Genomic DNA, 18,805 nt, shown 5'->3' with positions numbered 1-18,805 from the left:
ATAAAATGAATAAATTTTTAGCATTACTGGCAGTTGTCCTATTGTTTTCGTGCAAGTCGAAAGCGATTGTGACAGAAGCAACCGTTCCGGTTACCTATTTAAAATCGAGTAAAATAATAGCGAATCACTACAACAATAAAAGTGATTTTTCTACATTATATATTAAGGCTAATGCTAAATATTCTGATGATAGACAGTCACAGAATGTTACCGCCGAAATTAGAATTAAGAAAGACGAGCAGATTCTAGTGAGCATTCGTTTTCTTGGAATTACAATGGCAAAAGCAAGCATTACACCAACATCAGTGAGTTATTATGAAAAAATAAAAGGAACTTATTTTGAAGGTGATTTTAGCGCTTTGAGCCAATGGCTAGGAACTGATTTAGATTTTAATAAAATTCAAAACATGTTGTTAGGGGAAGCCTTGGATGATTTGTCGAAAGGAAAATACAAAGAATCGTTATTCGATCAGTTGTATCGATTAGATGACTTAGCAAATGGCAATACAAAAAAAACATTCTATATCAACGCAGCAAATTTTAGTGTGCAAAAACAAGAAATCACACAAACAGCTGAAGGCAGAATGATTCAAGTTGCTTATGCAGACATCAAGGAATACAAAGAAGCAATGTTGCCGGGTAGTGTGGTAATTAATACGTTTCAGCCCAAAGGGAAATCAGTAATTGATTTAGATTACAATAATATTACGTTTAATGAGGAACTTTCTTTTCCATATAGTGTTCCAAATGGTTACAATAAAATTATAATTAAGTAAATTTGCAAAAATATATTTTTACGATGCCAAAATTTCTCCTTAGCCTACTGTTTATGTGCATGACTTCTATGATGTGGAGTCAGTCTTCGCAACAAGAAAAGTTAGAAAAACGAAAAGCCGAAATCCAAAAGGAGATTAGAGAAAATGAGAAGATGTTGCAAAACGTTAAATCAAAGGAAAAATCGGCGATGAATGTGTTTTTGATCCAAAAAAACAAGATCAGACTAAAAGAAACCTTGATCAATACGACCGAAAAGCAAACTAAGCTTTTGGCCAATGACATGTACATTAATCAGATGAAAATCAACAAACTCAACAAAGAGCTTTTGGTTCTCAAAGAAGATTATGCTAAGATGATCGTAAAATCTTATAAAAGTCGCTCAGAGCAAAGTAGGGCGATGTTTATCTTATCTGCTGAAAACTTTTTACAGGCTTATAAAAGAGCGCAGTATTTAAAACAATACACCAGCTTTAGAAAAAATCAAGGAGAAGAAATAAAAACCAAGTCAACCCAACTGGTTAATTATAACGATAAATTAAAAATTCAAAAAGTAGCCAAACAAAAACTGCTAGTCGAAAACAAGAAAGAAAAAGAGACGCTTGTAAAAGAAAAAGAGGAGCAGGAAAAACTGGTGAATTCGATTAAGAAAGATAAAAATAGAATCGTATCTGACATTCGAAAAAAACAGCGCGAGTCTAAAACAATTGATAAACAAATTGACCGCTTGATTAGAGAAGCGATTGCTGAAGCAAATAGAAAAGCGGCATTAGAGAAAGCAAGAGCAAAAGCATTAGCAGAAAAACCAAATGCGACGCCAAAAGAGGTTGCTGCTGCAGTTGCTAAGGCACCAGTATCTTCTTCCAGAATTGAGCTTACGCCAGAAGACAAATTGATTGCAGATAGTTTTAAAGCAAACAGAGGAAGCCTTCCTTGGCCGGTAGAGAAAGGATTTATATCATTAGGATATGGAGATCAAGCACACCCAATATATAATACCTTAGTAATTCATAATAGTGGAGTCGAAATCACTACGAATGAAGGTGCTACGGCCAGAGCGGTTTTTGGTGGAGAAGTAGCTAGTGTTATGGTGCTGTCACCGGTAAATAAAGCAGTGATGATACAGCACGGGGATTATTTCACCATCTATCAAAACTTAAGTTCGGTGTCTGTGAGTAAAGGAGATAAAGTAAGTATTAAACAAAGTCTAGGAAGAGTGAGAACAAACGGAGATACGGGTAAAACGGTAATCAAATTTCTATTGTTACAAAACACGACTTACACGAATCCGCAAGGATGGTTGTCCAATAAATAATTTTAAATTTATTTATAGTGCTATTTAAAATGGCCATAACAAAAAAAGCGAATCATAGGATTCGCTTTTTTTGTTATGATTGATACTATCTGAGTTTTAAAAATAGTGCAATGAAACAAAACTAAATGTTAGATTTAGGGTCTGAAGGATTTTACAATAATTTCTAAGATTCGATGGTATTAGTTCATTATTGTTGCTGCTGTTCAGCATAATCCAGTTCTTTCTGCAACTCAGCAGATACATCTTGGAGTTGTACATTATTTACTTCCTCAAAATGCCTACCGTCTTCATATCCTATAGAAACTGATACAGATAGTGTTTGCTTCGCCAATCCTTTAAACGTTCCTTTAATAGGCGTGCATTCGATAAAGTTAAGGCCCACGGAGAGCTTTACATGATTGTCCATGGTCCAGATATTATTTGTAGGATCAATACCTAGCCAACCTTGTATAGGTGAGTAAATTTCTACCCACGCATGTGTTGCGCCTTCACCTCTAAGGCCACTTTCATTAGGACAGATATAGCCACTTACATACCTTGATGGAATACCGGCAGTTCTAAGAAGCTGTAATAAGACAAGGGCAAAGTCTTGACAAACCCCTTTTCGATGTTCTAAAATCTCATCTATTGTGGTTTCGATATTTGTAATTCCTTTAGTATACGTAAAATTAGTAAAGATATATTCGTTGCATTGTTGTGCAATGGCAATAATCGATTTGTCACTGTAATCAATTTCTTTTAAGATCTTGATGATTTCTTCTTGCTTCTTAATTGTTTCTGGATACGAGAGTCTTAATAAATAAACATCTTTCTCTAGTTTAGTTGTTAAGTCTGCTACTTTCACATGGTCTATTTCGGGTATTTTTTGTGAATGTGTTGTACGCACTAACATCTTAGACTCAACAATCATTTCTGAGTGCGGCTCCATAATATTGAAATTCCCCACACGATTCCCGTGGTAATCTGTACTGATACTTAGCTGTGGGTTTTTAGTAATAGAAAGCTGAAATTGCAATACCTCTTGATTTTCAAAATTATGAGGAAACAATCTGATTTCATTAATACTTTCTTTAATTGGCCAGTTATATTGGTATGTCGTGATATGAACAATATTAAAAACAGCCATTTTTTTTAGGAATAAGAGAAGAATAATTTAGAGAAATCTATCGAAAATTGAGTTATTTGTGTTCTTGTGTTTTTCAGTAAATCTTCTAGTTGTTGATTCGTAAGTTGGTGATAATCGGTAAACTCTAAGGAGCTTTTTAGTCGGCCAAATTGATTGCGCATCGTTACCGCTTCGCTTTGATTGTTGTCTTTTAATATGGTGTTTAAATACGATTCCAGTAATGTTAAAGTATAGATTACGGAGTGAGCAAAATCCTTATTAAAGATTAAGTGCTGCACTACCTTGCGATTGTGAGCAATGTTACTATAACTTTTTTGATAAAATTCATAGCCAGAAAGGGACAGTAATAGTTTTCTCCAATACAGCAAATCCTCTTTGCCTTCTAGATTATATTGTATAGGCTCATAATAAGACTGTGTCATAGATATGGTTTGCAAACATCTTTCAATATGTTTTCCAATTCTAGAAAATGACCAGCCCAAACCTCTTGGCATCGTAACTTGATAAATACCATTATAAAGTAAAAAATCTTTATTGATTCTACTTAAAACTGTAATTGCTTCAGGTGTTTCTAGTTTTTTGGGTAACTCTGGATCGTTAATAAAATGATACATAGAGTTAATATGTTGCCACAATTCTTTGGTAATTTTATCTTGAGAACCTCTTGCATTTTCTCTGGCTTTAGAGATAAGACACTTAACAGAGCTCGTGTTTGTAGCTTCACAAATAATGTGCTTTAATACAAAGTTAGTATTGTGTTGTACAGCTAATATTTCCTCAGGCGATAAATTAGTATAGTTTTCTAATAATGGTTTATACCCGTGATAGTCATTTGTTTCTTGATCAAAAGACATGATATAAAGCGTGTTGAGCGTAAGCAACATGCCATCTGCTCTTTCCATGTATCTGTTGAGCCAAAACATCCCATCAGCAACTCGGCTTAGCATATTTACTTCCATAGTGTTTGTTTTATTGGTTCTATTTTATTGACTATTTCATTATCCAGGTATCCTTACTTCCGCCACCTTGAGAAGAGTTAACAACAAGTGAACCTTCGGTAAGGGCTACTCTTGTTAAACCTCCAGGTACAATTTGCACTCCGTTAGGACCACATAAAGCGTAAGGTCGTAAATCAACATGTCTAAGTTTGAGTTCTCCATCGATAAAACAAGGAACCGTACTGAGTTGGATAATAGGCTGTGCAATAAAATTTCGTGGATTCTTTACAATAGCAATTTTCGCGTCTTCTAATTCTTTTTCGGTGGCTTTATTTCCCATAACCATTCCGTAACCACCACTTCCATTGGTTTCTTTGATTACCATATTTCCCATGTCGGCAAATACAAACTCACGTTCTTCTAAATTTTCCATTTGGTAGGTAGGAACGTTTTTAAGAATAGGTTCTTCATTTAGATAATAACGAATCATTTCTGGTACATACGCATAAACGGCTTTATCATCAGCAACGCCATTTCCTACGGCATTAACTAAGGCTACTGTACCTAATTTGTATGCACTGATTAAACCAGGAACTCCCAAGGCGCTATCGGGTCTAAATACCAATGGATCTAAATATTCATCGTCTAAGCGTCTATAAATAACATCAACTTGTTGAAGACCTGAAGTTGTTTTCATATAAACCTTACCATTATTTACTACTAAATCTCTTCCTTCAACTAATGGAATTCCCATTTGTCTGGCTAAAAAAGTATGTTCGTAATAAGCAGAATTATATACCCCCGGAGTCATTAAAACCACATTAGGTGTCGAAATGTTTCTAGGAGAAAGTGACACTAAGATATTATGAAGAATCATAGGATAGTTAGCGACCATACTTACATTGTTAGCGCTAAACATCTCTGGAAAAATTCGCTTAGTGATCTCTCTATTCTCTAACATGTAACTTACGCCACTAGGACATCTTAGATTGTCTTCTAAGACATAAAATTCGCCTTTCTCTCCTCTTATTAAATCAATACCTGCAATATGAACATGAATGTCATGAGGTACTTTAATACCATGAACTTCGGGCATATAATGCGGGCAGGTTGTTATTAGTGCAGCTGGAATGATCCCTTCTTTTACAATGAGTTGGTCATTGTATATGTCTTCTAAAAATAAATTAAGGGCTTTTAAACGCTGTGCAATTCCTGTTTCTACTTCGTCCCATTCCATTTTTGTAAGAATCCTAGGGATTATATCAAACGGGAAAATCCTTTCTATTCCTTGATCTTCATCACTGTAAACCGTAAATGTAATTCCTTGATTCATGAAAATATCCGAAGCCAGATTGTGTTTCTTATTTAACGTTTCAAGATTTAAACTTTCTAATGTTTGTAATACTTGACGGTATGAATCTCTTACGCCATTTTTAGAAAACATTTCATCCCATCCCCTTGGGTTTAAATTAGGTGTTAATTTTACCATGTCCTCTGTTGTTGAATAATTAATAAAAAACCAGCTTGTTGTAAACAAACTGCAGTTTTTTAGTTAAAAATACGATTTTAATACTTTCAAATGAATTTTTTCTTGCAAAATTAAAGACAAATATATAATTCTCTTTATGTTGGCTTTGTATTTAAGAATAGTTGTTTTTTTATCTTTTTTTTTAAGATTTAACAGCATTTTATTTGCTGCTAAAAAGCAAGAAGCCTTTAAAACAGAGGTGTGCGGTTCATTTGTAATTTAGAAACCAACTTAAAAAACGAATTTAAGAAGAAGTGCTTGGGGATTTTATTGTAGTACTATGAATTATTAGGAAAAAAGCAGTGTTATTTTTAATTGTTAAACACAATCAAATTATTTATTGAAGGTCGACGCTGTAGCTTTCATCATGCCTTCTGTATTCCATGTACCAGAAACAATCATACGCCTGATGGTGTATAGTGGGTCTATTGAATCTCTTTTAGTCGAAAGGATAAATGCCATTTCATAGTCACTCTTTTTTATTTCAACAATCGCGGCCTTATTCCACAAACCAAAAGGATATGCAAAATAGGTAACGGGTGTTCCTGTAATTTCTTCTAGTTTCGCCTTTGGTTTTACTAATTGCGTATTCCAGTCGTCGCCTGAGTATTTCGTAACCATGTGATGATCCCAAGTATGCGCTCCTATGACATTACCGGTATCTGATAATTTTTTTATTTCTTCTTTTGTCAAATAGTTGGGACGGTTAATGGAAACAGTCATGACAAAGAAAACGCCTTTAAAACCATATTTTTCCATTTCGGCTGCGCCAATGGTATATTGTTCTCCGCGGGTATCATCAAAGGTAATCATGATTGGTTTTGAAGGTAGTGGTCCGTCATGTACTAAATACTCATACAATTGCGCAGGCAAGATAGTATGATAACCTGCTTCTGATAATGCTTTCATTTGCGCTGCAAAGTCTGCCGGTTTTACTGTGTAGACTTTGGTCATAGGACCAGCACTAGCATCAAAATTCTTAATGTTGTGGTAGCACAAAATAGGCACTTCTTTTTTTGAAAGAATAGTGGCCGCATCATTAGTCACTTTTTGTACTTCGGCTTTTTGGTCAACCTCATTTACCACAGTGATTTGCTGTGGAGCTTCTTTGTTTGTTTCCTCTGCTTTTGACTGGCAACCTTCTAAAATAACAAGTCCTAAAATCAAACAGGCAAAATAATTTTTCATTGTACTGTATTTATTGAAATTGAATGTAGCTTGGTTTTGGTGTGAATTTCAGCAATTCTTCTGGAGTGTACATTTTTGAATTGTTCCAATTGTCATTTTTGTAAAACAATTTAAACCCGGTAAACATCACCGGCTCTCTATAAATATAAGTCAGGTAGGTAGATCTTTTCAAGACCCTGCTCCCAAAACCGTCCATATCCATCACCACTTGCACTTCAGGAAGTTTTTTTATTCTTTTATAGTCCGTTACCATTCCTTGGGTGAAACGGTGAACGACAAGTACTTTTGGTGTTAGTTTGTTTTCTCTAACGACCTTAGCCAGAATATCAATGGCGTCATTGATATCATCAGCAGTAAAACTACCAATTTTAGTCCCTGGAACATGTCCGTTTTTTAGTGAAAATTCAGGGTCGATTCCTAGATGGACATTAGGTAAGGAAAGGTACTTTACCAGTTCGGTTACTTCTGCTTTAACGGTACTGTGCCCCACTTGGATATCTAAAAATACCAAAGCATCAATAGGTTTTGCCCATTTAAGAACCGTGTCGATTTGTTTGAATGGCATGCGCATGCGGTGCATGCTGTCTCTTCCGGGTGATCCTTGTGCTGTTACGGCAATATAGTGTAACGCTGGTATTGCTGTCGTGGTAGAGTCTGCAGCCTGCCATTTAGCGACTTCGCCTTGTAGTTGTTTGATCATTTGGGCTCTTGGGATTTCTCCTAAAATCCCCATTCTTGTAGAATATAAATTTCCGTAAAAGGCGATAATTCTATTGTACGGCAATAATGCGCCCGGCAATGGATAAGGCGTTTTTACCGGCCATCTTCCCGTGGTGTCGTTATTGCTTAAAGCTAGCATTCTCTTATTATAGTCAACAGTATCTATTGTACTAACTGCTTTTTTCTTCACAGAATCAACGGCTACTACAACTGTTTTTTCCACCTCATTTTTTTCTTCGGCAGCTTTGCTTTTATTGCAACTGATGGCTATTGTTAAAACAGATAGAGAAAGGCATGCTATGGCGTATTTTTTCATAAAATTATTCTAGTTTGATTACAAAGGTAAACCTATTTTAAGGCTATTTATTATGTTCTATGGTATTGCTTTTACAATATAATCATAAATAATTTCAATCCACCCCCGTTTTTGATTTCAAAGTAGAATAGCCTAACTTTATAACCCTTTTCTACTCTTAATTAAAAAGTATGTTGGTGAACAAAAAACCTTATTTTTTTATTGGTATTTTATTTATGGTATTCCATCATGGAGTTATTCTTAGTCAAATCACTAAGGACACTACAGCACTTGCTGCAGTAACTATAGTGGCTTCTCCTACAGCAGCAACGCTTCAAAATACGGCCGCGTCCATAATGGTAATTAATAGAAAAGAGCTCGATAAAAGCGATGGTACTATCCTGACCTCGGTACTCAATAAAGTGCCGGGACTTTATATGCAACAAGGCGCTTTGAACACTGTTAAAATTAGTATTCGCGGAATTGGTTCGCGTTCTCAGTACGGAACCCAAAAAATCAAGGCTTATTTTGAAGGTATCCCGCTAACAACTGCCGAAGGGGAATCTACGATTGAAGATATTGATTTGGAAAATATTGGTAGTATCGAAATCATAAAAGGACCTAACAGTAGCAGTTTTGGTTCCGGTTTGGGCGGTGTTATCCATTTGTTTGCTCGCGAAATACCTGTTGAAGAATTGCAAGGTAAATCAAGCACAACCTATGGAAGTTTCGGACTTTTGAAACAAAGTTTTTCTGTAAATTATGGCAAATCCTCCACGATGGGTTCCGTTAATTACAGTCATCTAGAAAGTGATGGCTTTCGCCAAAATTCCTCTTATGACCGAAAATCACTTACGCTACAAGCCAAACAAAAGATAAATACAAAAGGCGAATTGTCCTTTATCGGAATGTATACCCAACTCAAAGCCTATATTCCCAGTTCTATTAACGAAGACGATTTTAATAATAATCCCGAAAAAGCAGCAAGTAATTGGGCGCAGTCACAAGGCTATGAGTCTTATAATAAATGGATAATGGGTGTGGGCTACCGTCAGCAATTGTCTTCAAAATGGACATTGAAAACCAGTGTTTTTTCGAATATTAAAAAAGCCTACGAGCCACGACCGTTCAATATATTGGATGATGAAAGTAACAGTATTGGTTTCCGTTCTAGTTTGAATTATAAAAACACAATTGGGTCGGTACCATTTGAAACGAGTTTGGGAACCGAGATGGCTTTTGACGATTATAGTTTTTCTCTTTTCGAAAATTTATATGCTTCGCAGCCCAATCAAGGAAGTATTGCTGGAGCCAAATTCAGTAAGAAGCAACAGAAAAGCAGCTACCAAAATTATTTTTTGCAAATGGATTTTTCGCTGTCCCCAAAACTTCATTTAGAAACCGGCCTGGCTTTTAATACCACCCGCTATTCCTTGCGCGATCTTTTTGCGGAAGCGGTACCCATTCCAGACCTCGCCTATACCTTTGGGAAAATATGGTCACCAAGAGCGGGACTTTCTTATAGTTTTACCAAAACCAAAACGATATATGCATCAATAAGTAAAGGATTTTCGACGCCATCTGTTGCGGAGACGCTTACTCCCGAAGGACAAATTAATACCAACCTAAAACCCGAAATAGGATGGAACTATGAACTGGGGTTGAAGGCGCATGGCTTAAACAATAAATTATACACGGAGTTGACTTTCTTTAGTACTCAAACTACTAATTTACTGGTGGCAAGACGCACCGCCGAAGATCAATATATAGGAATCAATGCTGGGGCGAGTTCGCATACGGGGGTCGAATTTCTTCTTGATTACCAAATCTTACAAACGAGTCAGTACCAACTTTCAACTTATTTTACGGCGGCAGTGAATCATTTTACATTCAAGGATTTTGTGGATGGTGTTAATGATTATTCTGGAAACCAACTCACGGCGGTACCAGATGCACAATGGAATGTAGGCGTGGATTTGAGTACTACAAACGGATTCAAACTGCACACTGCTTTTAGTAAAGTGGGCGCAATGCCGCTAAACGATCTAAACTCAAAATACACGCAAGCCTATTCTCTTTTAGATCTTAAAACTAGTTATACTTTCACGCTTTTAAAAAGCCTGAAAACGGAGCTCAGTACGGGAATCAATAATGCGTTAAACGCGCACTATGCAGCTAGTATTTTGCCTAATGCAGTGGGTTTTGGTCAGGCCAAACCAAGGTATTATTATCCCGGAAATCCCCGTAATTATTATGGCGGAATTAGCTTGAGTTACCTTTTTAAGTAATAACTTGAGTTTAGTTCTAAGTAGAGCTGCATCCGTTATTTTTCCAATAGATATGATGGAACGCAGATGAAACGGATTTTAGCATATTATCGCAGATTGCAATTAAAGGAGTTAATAAAATCCGTTTTTAATAGTCAAATCCGTGTCGTCTGTTGGTTGTTTTTCGTTTTAGGCCACATTGAAGACCGTCATTTTACAAAAAACACTTCCCGAAATAAGTTCGAGATAAACTGAACTGACGTTTTTGATAATTTCAACCTACTTACTTTTTTACCAATAGCACTTCTTCAAGGCTAACACTCTTTTTTTGTTTATTGCTCCAGGAATTCATGAGGTAATTCATCACATCTGTTACTTCTTGATTGCTGAGTCCCATGGGTGGCATAGCGCTTTTAAATTTCTTGCCGTTGACCACAATAGGACCATTTAATCCAAATTTTATCGCGTGGATACTCTGAGTTCTTTTTTCGGTGAGCCAATTGGATCCGTCCAAAGTGGGGAAACTAGCGCCATCGCCTTTTCCGTTTGCCTGATGGCACTGCATACAAAAATCAGCATAGACTTCTTTTCCGTCTGCGATGCTTTTTTGTAAAGGCGTTTGTTGTTGGATTTGGGAAATAGGATGATAGTTCGTTTTTGAAAGAACACTTGGATTTGAATAATATAAATAAGCGGAGGCAAACAAGGCGATTCCGAGATGTAGTTTAGCGATCATCAATTTAATTTCTTTAGGTTTAATTGCGTAAAGTGCTGCTTCGATTTTTTTACCACAGATTCACTGCTTAAAAAATGATTTTTACAATCAGTTAATCTGTAGCTATTATTTCACTAATACCATTTGGACTTTTTCTCGAGGTAATTTAATTTGGAATAATTTTTAAAATTCCTTTTCCTTCCACGCCTATGTAAATATAACCGTCTGGACCTTGAGCTACATTTCGTAAACGCCCAATGTCAGTAGCAATTTTTTGTCGTCCAATGATTTCATTTCCTTTTAATTTCACCAATTCTAAGTATTGAAATTTTAGAGAACCTACAAGCAAATGTCCTTTCCAGTCAGGGTAGCGATCACTAGTTACAAATGCCATTCCGCTTGGTGCAATAGAAGGAAGCCAATAGTAAATAGGGTCTTCAATTCCCGGTTTCTGCTGTATTTTGCTTATGGTCGTGTTGTCATAATCGATTCCGTAAGTAACAACAGGCCAGCCGTAATTAGCTGCTTTTTTTATGATGTTGATTTCGTCACCTCCTTTTGGACCGTGTTCATGTTCCCAAAGATCTCCAGTAAACGGGTTTATAGCTAATCCTTGTGGGTTTCTGTTGCCATAGCAATAAATGGCTTCTTTTGCATTTTCTTGACCTACAAAAGGATTGTCCTTAGGAATGCTTCCATCATCATTTAAACGGTATATTTTTCCGTTATCGCGCGTGATATCTTGTGGATTTACAAAATGCTCACCTCGTTCTCCAGCTGAGAAATATAGAAATCCGGCTTTGTCAAATACGATTCGGGAACCAAAATGCTGTCCCTTGGTCGTATTAGGCTCGCATTTGTATAAGGATTCGATTTGTGTCAAAGCTCCGTTTTGTAATTTAGTACGAATGAGTTTAGTGTTTCCGCCCTCGCCTTCGCCCTCAGTAGAGGCATAAGTGATATAGATCCAACCATTTTTAGCATAGTCAGGATGCACGGCAATATCGAGTAATCCTCCTTGTCCGCGATTGTAAACAGCAGGGACATTTTTTATTTCCGTTTTTACTCCATTTTTGATTTGGTATAGAGTCCCGCTTTTTTCGGTGACTAACAAAGTTCCGTCTGGCAACCATGCCATTCCCCAAGGGTTTTGAATGTCTGAAGCGACTGTTTCAAAAGTATAATTTATCACTTCGTCCTGTATGGGAATATCGTTTGGTTTTTCCTGTGCTTTGCAGCTAATGAAAAACAATAAAAGTAGTATGGGTGTGATTCTTTTCATGATTTTCTTTTTTAAATCGAGTTTGAATAAATCCTAATACTCGAAGATAGTAAAAGAAGAGAAGCGAAACAATCTAATTTAGTAAATCGAGGAGAACTAGTAGTTAATTATTTAGATACTTTGAATCAAAAGAAAATTAGATGAAAAGTAAAATACCCGATAATGTTGTCTACTCCGTTGAGGAAAGATTTAATGGCAATATTTTGCCCTACGGAACAAATGTGGGGTCTCTAGTAATTAGATTTGATAATGCTGTTTCTTGGAAAAGCAGAGGTATTGATAATGTAAACAAAGAGCTAGGAAATAAATTCAACGAACTGAAAATTCAATATCAAAAGTTGGAATTGATGGAAGAATAGGAATGGAATAAGGGACACATTGGTACATTTAAACTAAATAGTGACAAAAAATGGATACTATTAAAAGCAGAGAAGTCTCCTATAAACTAAAGTTAGTTTGCTCTTTTCATAAAGAGTAGATAGTATTATGAATTAGTGCTCCGTTATAAGAAACGTACTCTAATGTATTTTCTACGATTGTATCGCAGGTCAAAATATAAACCGTAAACCGTCAATGAATTGCACAAGTATCGAAATTTATCCCACATAATATTGTTTTAATTTAAAGATACGGAATTTTAAAGGAAATAATGGGACATTCACAACAATAAAAGAAGTGTGGTCTAAGACTTTAACTTTTTGCGAGCGGAAGTTGCTTTAAAATATTTGAATGAATATTTTGAGATTGAATCATTAATTTAACTATTAGTGGTAATAATTGAAACAAACTCTCCAACAACTCTCATAGAATCACCGTTCTCTTGATTAATAATTATGTTTTTATAAGAATCGTCAAAGGAATTTGGTCTCAAAACAATCGAAGTATGTTCCCAACCTTCTTCAGATATTATTTTTTCGCTTGAGTATGTCTTAATCGTAAAAGCAGAATTGAAATCTTGATCTTGAATATCAATATTCTCAACTAAAACTATTTTACCGTTTCTACTACCACCAGTATAAGGTTTAAATAAACAAACCGAACCATTTGGAATGACTCTACTCATTGATTCTCCAATTATTTTACATGCAAAATAGTCGCTTTTAGAGTTTACTGGTCCTTCAATTAGTGTAAATTCTTTTTCAGATTGAATCTCACTAAATGTTCCAGCTGCTGCATAGAAATCATATAAAGGGATTGGATTCTGTAAAATTGGTTCAAAATCTATAGTTGATTGAAGCTCTTTCTTTTCAATTTTCTTTTCTGGTTTCTTTTGAGATTTTAGAGTTTTAACCTTTACTTTTTCTTCTAAATAATTATACATCGAAGTCGAAACCGGATTAGCTAAATTAAAGCGGATTTTTACAACTGAAACTTGTTTCCCTTTATCATTACCCATCGTGGTTTGCTCAATCTGATTCATTTCAGGACTCACTTCTCCCATATAATAAAAGTCCATTCCTTCATCATTGTTTTTTTTGATAAAAAGAGGAATTCTAATCGCTCCGTTTTTTCCTAAAATAGATTGAACATCTTTACTATTTATCTTTCTATTTGATTTTGACATCCAATCAAATTCTTTATTATTTACAAATTTATCCTCGTATTTTGTTGATTCAGATATATCTTCTTCTTTATGATAGTTAACAAAAATGGGACAGTGTGTATTGTCGGGACTTACTAAATAACCTCCTACATTTTGAGCGACAGGATTTTCTGAAGCATTTAATATTCTAAAAACATCTTTACGAGAGTATTTTCGATAAAGTACAAATCCTTTCTGCCAATTGTTAGGAACAAATAGTTTGTCAAATTCGTAAATAGAATAATTTGTACAATCAGCAATGTGTTTCTTAAAAGTTTTGTTTTTTAAGTATGAAAGAAATGTACTTGAAAAGTATAGATTTCCATTTTTAATATTTAGAATGTCAAAATTATAGATCTCTTTTACTGAAATTAATTTACCTTCTTTTTTTTCTCTAATGAATTCAAAATTTAGATTTGAAATGCAAGATTGAATGGTTTCATCAGAAACAGTGTAATGATATTTTTTTAATATAGTTTCTTTTAAAATATTTCCTGAAAGAGAGCCGTTACAAATCAATAGTTTGATGATTAAGCTTTCTTCAACTCTTTTGGAGTTGTTTATTTCTTTAGAAAAAAGCTCTAAAAGTTTAACCTCTTCTGTAGATAATTCTGAGTCAAAGTCCTTCTCAACTTTAATAATGAAGTTATAATAAGAATTGGCATAATTTACATACAAATATGGATCTCTAGAACCATGTTCTATAAAATCCATCATCATTGGTATTCTACCAAGCTTGAATTTCAACAAGTAGTAATCTTTTTTCAAATCAGAAAACAATTGCATGTTTGCAGAGTCAATAGATTGAAATATTTTTTCTTTAGTGATTTCGTCAAAATTAATTGTCGACGAACCGGGAATCATTCTGCTGCCTTCGGTAATTAATTTTCGAAGAGAATCTTTATTATATGAAGTATCACCATAAAGTGCAATTGGAATCAGATAATTGTTTTCGTAGTTTCCAATGAAATCAATAACAGTTACATAGCTTTTTCCATCAACTTTCCTTAACCCTCTGCCTAGTTGCTGAATAAAAATTATTGCTGAGTCTGTAGGGCGAAGCATTATAATTTGATTAATTTTTGGGATATCAATTCCTTCATTAAAAATATCAACCGTAAAAATGTAATCGAGCTTCTCCTGTAAATTATCTGATTCTAATTTTTCAATTGCTTTTGCTCTTTCTTCTTCTGTACTATCACCAGTTAAGGCAACTGTTTTTATTCCATTTAAATTAAATAAATTAGAGAGTTCAATTGCTTCTTTTTTTCTTGAACAAAAGATTAAACCTCTAGTTATACCGTTGTCACTTCCGTAGAATTGCGCTTGCTCAATTACCCTGTTAACTCTTTCACTGGAAACTAATAGATTAAAATCTGATTTATTGTCTATCTCATTATGATCAATTAGTAAATCAGTTACTCCGTAATAGTGAAATGGACTAAGCATTTCTTCTTCCATTGCTCTATTTAATCTAATTTCGTAAGCAATATTATGATCAAATAATTGAAAAATGTCATTCCCATCAGTTCTTTCAGGAGTTGCAGTCATTCCCAAGAGAAACTTTGGTTCAAAATAATCTATTAAACGCAAATAAGAATCTGCACCAGATCTATGAGTTTCATCAATGATTATGTAATCGAAATGATCTTTTGCAAAGTTTTCAAGATGTGCTGATTTTGAAATTGTTTGAATTGTTGAGAACACGAAATCACATTCTAAGTCTCGTTTTTCACCAGAATACAAACCCATTGTTTTGTTTTTTTCAAAAACTTTTTGAAAGGTCTTTAATGAGTCTTTTGCAATGGTCAATCGATGTACTACAAAAAGCAACTTTTTAGGATTAAATGCTTTTGCATCGAATGCTGACAAATAAGTTTTTCCTGTTCCTGTTGCAGATATTATTAAAGCTTTATTTTTTTTATCTTTTCGTAAATTTTCTAAATTTCCCAATGCCTCAATCTGCATATCATTAGGAGTTATTTTTGTTAGAATTTCATTTAATCCTTCAATTTTACTTGTTAGAAATTGCTTTTTATAAATTTCTTCGTAACGTAAAATATAATCAGTTGTAACTGGTATTGCTTTTTCAAAATCAGTTTGAAATTCACCGAGTACATTTTCAACTAAACCACTTTCATCTAAGGCCGAGACTTTAATATTCCATTCCTTGTTAGTTGATAAGGCTTGGGCTGTTAAATTACTACTACCAACAATTAGATTGTAATGATCATTATTTTTAAAAATGTAGCCTTTTGCATGCGCGTTTCCAGTTGTAGCAATTCTTAAGTCAATATTTTTAAAACGTAATAACCTCTTTAATGCTTCTGGTTGGGTAAAATTCAGATATTGTGAAACTAAAATTTGGCCTTTTATTTCACGATTTTCTAATTCTTTTAATTTGTTAATTATTGTTGCAACTCCACTTGCTGTAACAAATGCAACGGAGATATAAAACTGGTTACAATTTTCAAGTTCTTGAATAATTGTTGAAAGAACTTTTTTGGGTGGATTTTTTTGATTTACGAGTAATTCCGGTTGATAAGCTGCATCAGATAAAACATTTTTATCTATATAACCAGTTTGTAGACTGGAATTGAAAATTTGAATTAACTTATCCATTCATTATCAATTTATTTACTATCGGAATATCAGCTGCCGCCCAATCAAGTTTACTAAGTTCACTTACACTTAACCATTCTTGTGCAATGTGTTCGTTTAGGATAAGTTCTTTAGATTTAGCTTCACAAATAAAACTGTGCATCGTTAATTCAAAATCTGGGTATTGATGAACAACTGTAAGAAATAAAGATTTAATATCTGTTACAATATCAAGTTCTTCTAGTAATTCACGCTTTAAGGCTTCTTTTTGTGTTTCACCTTGTTCAATTTTACCACCAGGAAACTCAAACTTCTCTGATATGTAACTGAGTTTGTTTTTAGGTCTTTGAACACAGAGAATATTATTTTCAAAATATATGATCGCTGCGACTACTTCAACTTTTTTCATTCTTAACCTTCGTTTCTCGTATATACTCTTTCTATATAGAATGAGCATTCTACCATGTTTTTATTTTTAAGCTTTACAAATATATAGGTTTATTCTGAACAAGTGCCACGTTTTGAGGTCTTATCACTTTTTACGTTTTGTAATTTTAAAGTAGTAAAAAAACAATGTTTTTTAAATTGAATAGACTTTAATTAGAATATCAAATTCTCTTTTAATCAACTCCCCTTAGCCCTGACTGCAATGGAATTCCTTATGCAAGAGGCTGCTGATTTTCTAGGTATAAAAGAGCGACTGTAAGAAGCTACTTTTATGCTGTAGAAAAGCAAAGGCTGTAAATAAGAATGAAATGTAAGGCAGGAATAGCTCCTAGAATAAGATGTTTTTTCAGGAGTTAAGCGCCTCAATTTATTTAGATAGCTAGTGGTTATTAAAAGTTGGTGAATTTAGGACTTAGTATTTAACGAACCATTTATAATTGATCATTGCCCAGCCCTCAAAATTTTCATTCATATTGACCACTGGATATTCATGTTTCCAACCGTCAACGAGTAAATTTCCGTCCTTTTCGATTACATAGGTTAGTACTCCTTTTTCTTCTGTATTATTTTGAATTGATAGGACGTTTTCTTGTGTCAATTCACATCTTGGACAATCTATAACGCTTCCATCATTATAATAGGCACGCAAGCCCTGTTTAGAATAATACAAAAATCTTAGTTTCCTGTTTTTAGATTGTTCTGTGTTTTTTGTAACGATTGGCGGGATTTGTGTGTCTGGATTTTCTGCGGGAATTTCTTTTTCTTTCAGCTGTAATTCCTTAGCCTTAATCTCACGCTCTTGTTGTTTTTCTTTTTGATTATTGCAACTGAAGAGGGTTATTGAAAGCGCGATAATAAATATTAATCTTGTCATTTTGTTTTGTCTAATAGTTCTTAAAGGTACTGTAACTCGTTTATAATTATACTAAAGCGGTTCTACTCTATGAAAGATTAGGTGTCTTCTGGTTGAAACAAGCTCAGCTTAATATCAAGCAAGTTATTGATTATTTAATGAACAACACTATTAGTCTGTTTTTGTAGTCTTTTAGTTTTCATCTATTCCTGTTTTTATTTTGCTTAGGATTGCTATTTCTTTTAGTTAGAGGTGAAGTTTGTGATTGCTTATCGATGGGGAATACCCGCTTGGTTTTAAATTAAATCAGCGTGATTATTGTAAAGAGTCATACAGATTTTGATTAATACATTATTTCTTTTTTAAATTATTAAATTTCTCAAATGGAGATTAATTACTTTTGTTTAACTTTGTTGTAAAATTATTAAACAAAAAATAATTTAGCGATTGATAAATAATTCGTTGGATTCAATTAAATATAAAGAACATGAAAAGTAAAAGACCCGATAACGTTGTGTATTCAGATGAAGCTGGATTTAATGCAAATATATTGCCTTATGCTACAAATGTAGGTGCACCAGCAATTAGAGTGGACGATGTGGTGTCGTGGAAAAGCAGAGGGATTAGTAATGTAAACAAAGAGTTTGAAAATAAGTTTAATGAACTCAAAATGCAATATGAAAACCTAATGGAGGAATATGAGTGGAACGAATTAGTTTATAACGCTAAATTTTCATTTGAGCCCGTGGTGGGCGAAATCTATCATTTGTATCGCGATGCAGCAGGGGCGAACTTTCTTTCGTTGATAGGGCCGCAAGAATGGAATAAGGAGCACATTGGTACTTTTAAACTGAACAGTGATAAGAAATGGATATTCCTGCAGTAAGACTAGAATGGTAATTTTTTCTTGGTGCATGTTTCCAATTGGTTTTTGAGTTAAACAATTGGCATAAGAATTTGCAATTTTAAAATGGGAACCTCGAGATTTTAGATGGGTACCGCAATGGGTACCTTTTTTTATCATAAAACCTGTCAAACTTTTCAAATGACAAATCTTCCCCTTTTTCAATAAAACAGCATGAAATACTGATTTCACTATTGGAAAAACCGGTCAAATTGACCACCCAATTCCAGTGCAAATTGACCACCAGTTCCGGAGTAAACTGACCACCCT

At 34.3% G+C, this 18,805-nt stretch carries 16 protein-coding genes; 5 read left to right on the top strand and 11 right to left on the bottom strand.

Annotated features, from left to right (window positions below; translation table 11 throughout):
- Positions 1-5 precede the first annotated feature (5 nt).
- Both QO200_RS06385 and QO200_RS06380 read left to right on the top strand, forming a co-directional pair.
- Positions 6-776, top strand: a complete 771-nt coding sequence (locus QO200_RS06385; protein ID WP_371537851.1) for a DUF4292 domain-containing protein — start codon at positions 6-8, stop codon at positions 774-776.
- Positions 777-799: 23 nt separating this feature from the next.
- The gene (locus tag QO200_RS06380; RefSeq protein WP_371537849.1) at positions 800-2,089 is read left to right on the top strand and encodes a murein hydrolase activator EnvC; all 1,290 of its coding nucleotides are present in this window, start codon (positions 800-802) and stop codon (positions 2,087-2,089) included.
- Between the two features lie 187 nt (positions 2,090-2,276).
- Here the strand turns inward: QO200_RS06380 and QO200_RS06375 are convergent, their stop codons facing one another.
- The 5 genes from QO200_RS06375 to QO200_RS06355 all read right to left on the bottom strand — a co-directional run bounded on the left by QO200_RS06375 (position 2,277) and on the right by QO200_RS06355 (position 7,905).
- Positions 2,277-3,215, bottom strand: a complete 939-nt coding sequence (locus QO200_RS06375; protein WP_371537846.1) for a transglutaminase domain-containing protein — start codon at positions 3,213-3,215, stop codon at positions 2,277-2,279.
- Between the two features lie 5 nt (positions 3,216-3,220).
- Positions 3,221-4,174, bottom strand: a complete 954-nt coding sequence (locus QO200_RS06370; protein WP_371537843.1) for an alpha-E domain-containing protein — start codon at positions 4,172-4,174, stop codon at positions 3,221-3,223.
- 31 nt (positions 4,175-4,205) lie between these two features.
- A complete protein-coding gene (locus tag QO200_RS06365; protein ID WP_371537841.1) occupies positions 4,206-5,642 on the bottom strand; it encodes a circularly permuted type 2 ATP-grasp protein in 1,437 nt (478 codons plus the stop codon).
- A 372-nt stretch (positions 5,643-6,014) separates the two neighbouring features.
- Complete coding sequence (locus tag QO200_RS06360; protein ID WP_371537839.1) at positions 6,015-6,869, bottom strand: polysaccharide deacetylase family protein; 855 nt, start codon at positions 6,867-6,869, stop codon at positions 6,015-6,017.
- A 10-nt stretch (positions 6,870-6,879) separates the two neighbouring features.
- The gene (locus tag QO200_RS06355) at positions 6,880-7,905 is read right to left on the bottom strand and encodes a hypothetical protein (protein WP_371537836.1); all 1,026 of its coding nucleotides are present in this window, start codon (positions 7,903-7,905) and stop codon (positions 6,880-6,882) included.
- Between the two features lie 176 nt (positions 7,906-8,081).
- Between QO200_RS06355 and QO200_RS06350 the strand changes: the two genes are divergently transcribed.
- Positions 8,082-10,172, top strand: a complete 2,091-nt coding sequence (locus QO200_RS06350) for a TonB-dependent receptor family protein (RefSeq protein WP_371537834.1) — start codon at positions 8,082-8,084, stop codon at positions 10,170-10,172.
- Between the two features lie 262 nt (positions 10,173-10,434).
- On the opposite strand, the gene QO200_RS06345 is transcribed toward QO200_RS06350, so the two are convergent.
- Together QO200_RS06345 and QO200_RS06340 are read right to left on the bottom strand one after the other, a co-directional pair.
- Positions 10,435-10,887: a cytochrome c gene (locus tag QO200_RS06345; protein ID WP_371537830.1), complete on the bottom strand. Its 453-nt coding sequence runs from the start codon at positions 10,885-10,887 to the stop codon at positions 10,435-10,437.
- 145 nt (positions 10,888-11,032) lie between these two features.
- Complete coding sequence (locus QO200_RS06340) at positions 11,033-12,148, bottom strand: PQQ-dependent sugar dehydrogenase (protein WP_371537827.1); 1,116 nt, start codon at positions 12,146-12,148, stop codon at positions 11,033-11,035.
- Between the two features lie 140 nt (positions 12,149-12,288).
- Here QO200_RS06340 and QO200_RS06335 point away from each other — a divergent pair, with 140 nt between their 5' ends.
- On the top strand, positions 12,289-12,507 hold the full coding sequence (locus QO200_RS06335; RefSeq protein WP_371537825.1) for a hypothetical protein: 219 nt from the start codon (positions 12,289-12,291) through the stop codon (positions 12,505-12,507).
- Between the two features lie 398 nt (positions 12,508-12,905).
- Here QO200_RS06335 and QO200_RS06330 read toward each other — a convergent pair whose 3' ends face one another.
- The 3 genes from QO200_RS06330 to QO200_RS06320 form a co-directional block, all read right to left on the bottom strand.
- Complete coding sequence (locus QO200_RS06330; RefSeq protein WP_371537823.1) at positions 12,906-16,352, bottom strand: DUF3427 domain-containing protein; 3,447 nt, start codon at positions 16,350-16,352, stop codon at positions 12,906-12,908.
- Positions 16,345-16,740, bottom strand: a complete 396-nt coding sequence (locus QO200_RS06325; RefSeq protein WP_371537821.1) for a (deoxy)nucleoside triphosphate pyrophosphohydrolase — start codon at positions 16,738-16,740, stop codon at positions 16,345-16,347. The genes QO200_RS06330 and QO200_RS06325 overlap by 8 nt, the downstream gene beginning before the upstream one ends.
- Before the next feature lie 450 nt (positions 16,741-17,190).
- Positions 17,191-17,652, bottom strand: a complete 462-nt coding sequence (locus QO200_RS06320) for a hypothetical protein (protein WP_371537818.1) — start codon at positions 17,650-17,652, stop codon at positions 17,191-17,193.
- Between the two features lie 466 nt (positions 17,653-18,118).
- On the opposite strand from QO200_RS06320, the gene QO200_RS06315 reads away from it, so the two are divergent.
- Positions 18,119-18,517, top strand: coding sequence for a DUF2452 domain-containing protein (locus tag QO200_RS06315; RefSeq protein WP_371537816.1), 399 nt, complete (start codon positions 18,119-18,121; stop codon positions 18,515-18,517).
- A gap of 79 nt (positions 18,518-18,596) precedes the next feature.
- On the opposite strand, the gene QO200_RS06310 is transcribed toward QO200_RS06315, so the two are convergent.
- Positions 18,597-18,805, bottom strand: a 209-nt coding sequence (locus QO200_RS06310) for a hypothetical protein (protein ID WP_371537814.1), incomplete at its 5' end; no start/stop codon positions are given.

The sequence above is a fragment of the Flavobacterium sp. Arc3 genome (genome assembly GCF_041431375.1).
In the GTDB taxonomy this organism is placed as follows: Bacteria; Bacteroidota; Bacteroidia; order Flavobacteriales; family Flavobacteriaceae; genus Flavobacterium.
Note: the sequence above shows the minus strand (reverse complement) of the source record. Positions and strands in the feature narration are given on the sequence as shown.

Excerpts from the sequence above, each read along its gene's own strand:
- QO200_RS06370 (WP_371537843.1), bottom strand. The coding sequence starts at position 4,174 with ATGGAAGTAAATATGCTAAGCCGAGTTGCTGATGGGATGTTTTGGCTC.
- QO200_RS06330 (WP_371537823.1), bottom strand. The coding sequence starts at position 16,352 with ATGGATAAGTTAATTCAAATTTTCAATTCCAGTCTACAAACTGGTTAT.
- QO200_RS06340 (WP_371537827.1), bottom strand. The coding sequence starts at position 12,148 with ATGAAAAGAATCACACCCATACTACTTTTATTGTTTTTCATTAGCTGC.
- QO200_RS06335 (WP_371537825.1), top strand. The coding sequence starts at position 12,289 with ATGAAAAGTAAAATACCCGATAATGTTGTCTACTCCGTTGAGGAAAGA.
- QO200_RS06360 (WP_371537839.1), bottom strand. The coding sequence starts at position 6,869 with ATGAAAAATTATTTTGCCTGTTTGATTTTAGGACTTGTTATTTTAGAA.
- QO200_RS06345 (WP_371537830.1), bottom strand. The coding sequence starts at position 10,887 with ATGATCGCTAAACTACATCTCGGAATCGCCTTGTTTGCCTCCGCTTAT.
- QO200_RS06385 (WP_371537851.1), top strand. The coding sequence starts at position 6 with ATGAATAAATTTTTAGCATTACTGGCAGTTGTCCTATTGTTTTCGTGC.
- QO200_RS06355 (WP_371537836.1), bottom strand. The coding sequence starts at position 7,905 with ATGAAAAAATACGCCATAGCATGCCTTTCTCTATCTGTTTTAACAATA.
- QO200_RS06380 (WP_371537849.1), top strand. The coding sequence starts at position 800 with ATGCCAAAATTTCTCCTTAGCCTACTGTTTATGTGCATGACTTCTATG.
- QO200_RS06375 (WP_371537846.1), bottom strand. The coding sequence starts at position 3,215 with ATGGCTGTTTTTAATATTGTTCATATCACGACATACCAATATAACTGG.
- QO200_RS06315 (WP_371537816.1), top strand. The coding sequence starts at position 18,119 with ATGAAAAGTAAAAGACCCGATAACGTTGTGTATTCAGATGAAGCTGGA.
- QO200_RS06365 (WP_371537841.1), bottom strand. The coding sequence starts at position 5,642 with ATGGTAAAATTAACACCTAATTTAAACCCAAGGGGATGGGATGAAATG.
- QO200_RS06325 (WP_371537821.1), bottom strand. The coding sequence starts at position 16,740 with ATGAAAAAAGTTGAAGTAGTCGCAGCGATCATATATTTTGAAAATAAT.
- QO200_RS06320 (WP_371537818.1), bottom strand. The coding sequence starts at position 17,652 with ATGACAAGATTAATATTTATTATCGCGCTTTCAATAACCCTCTTCAGT.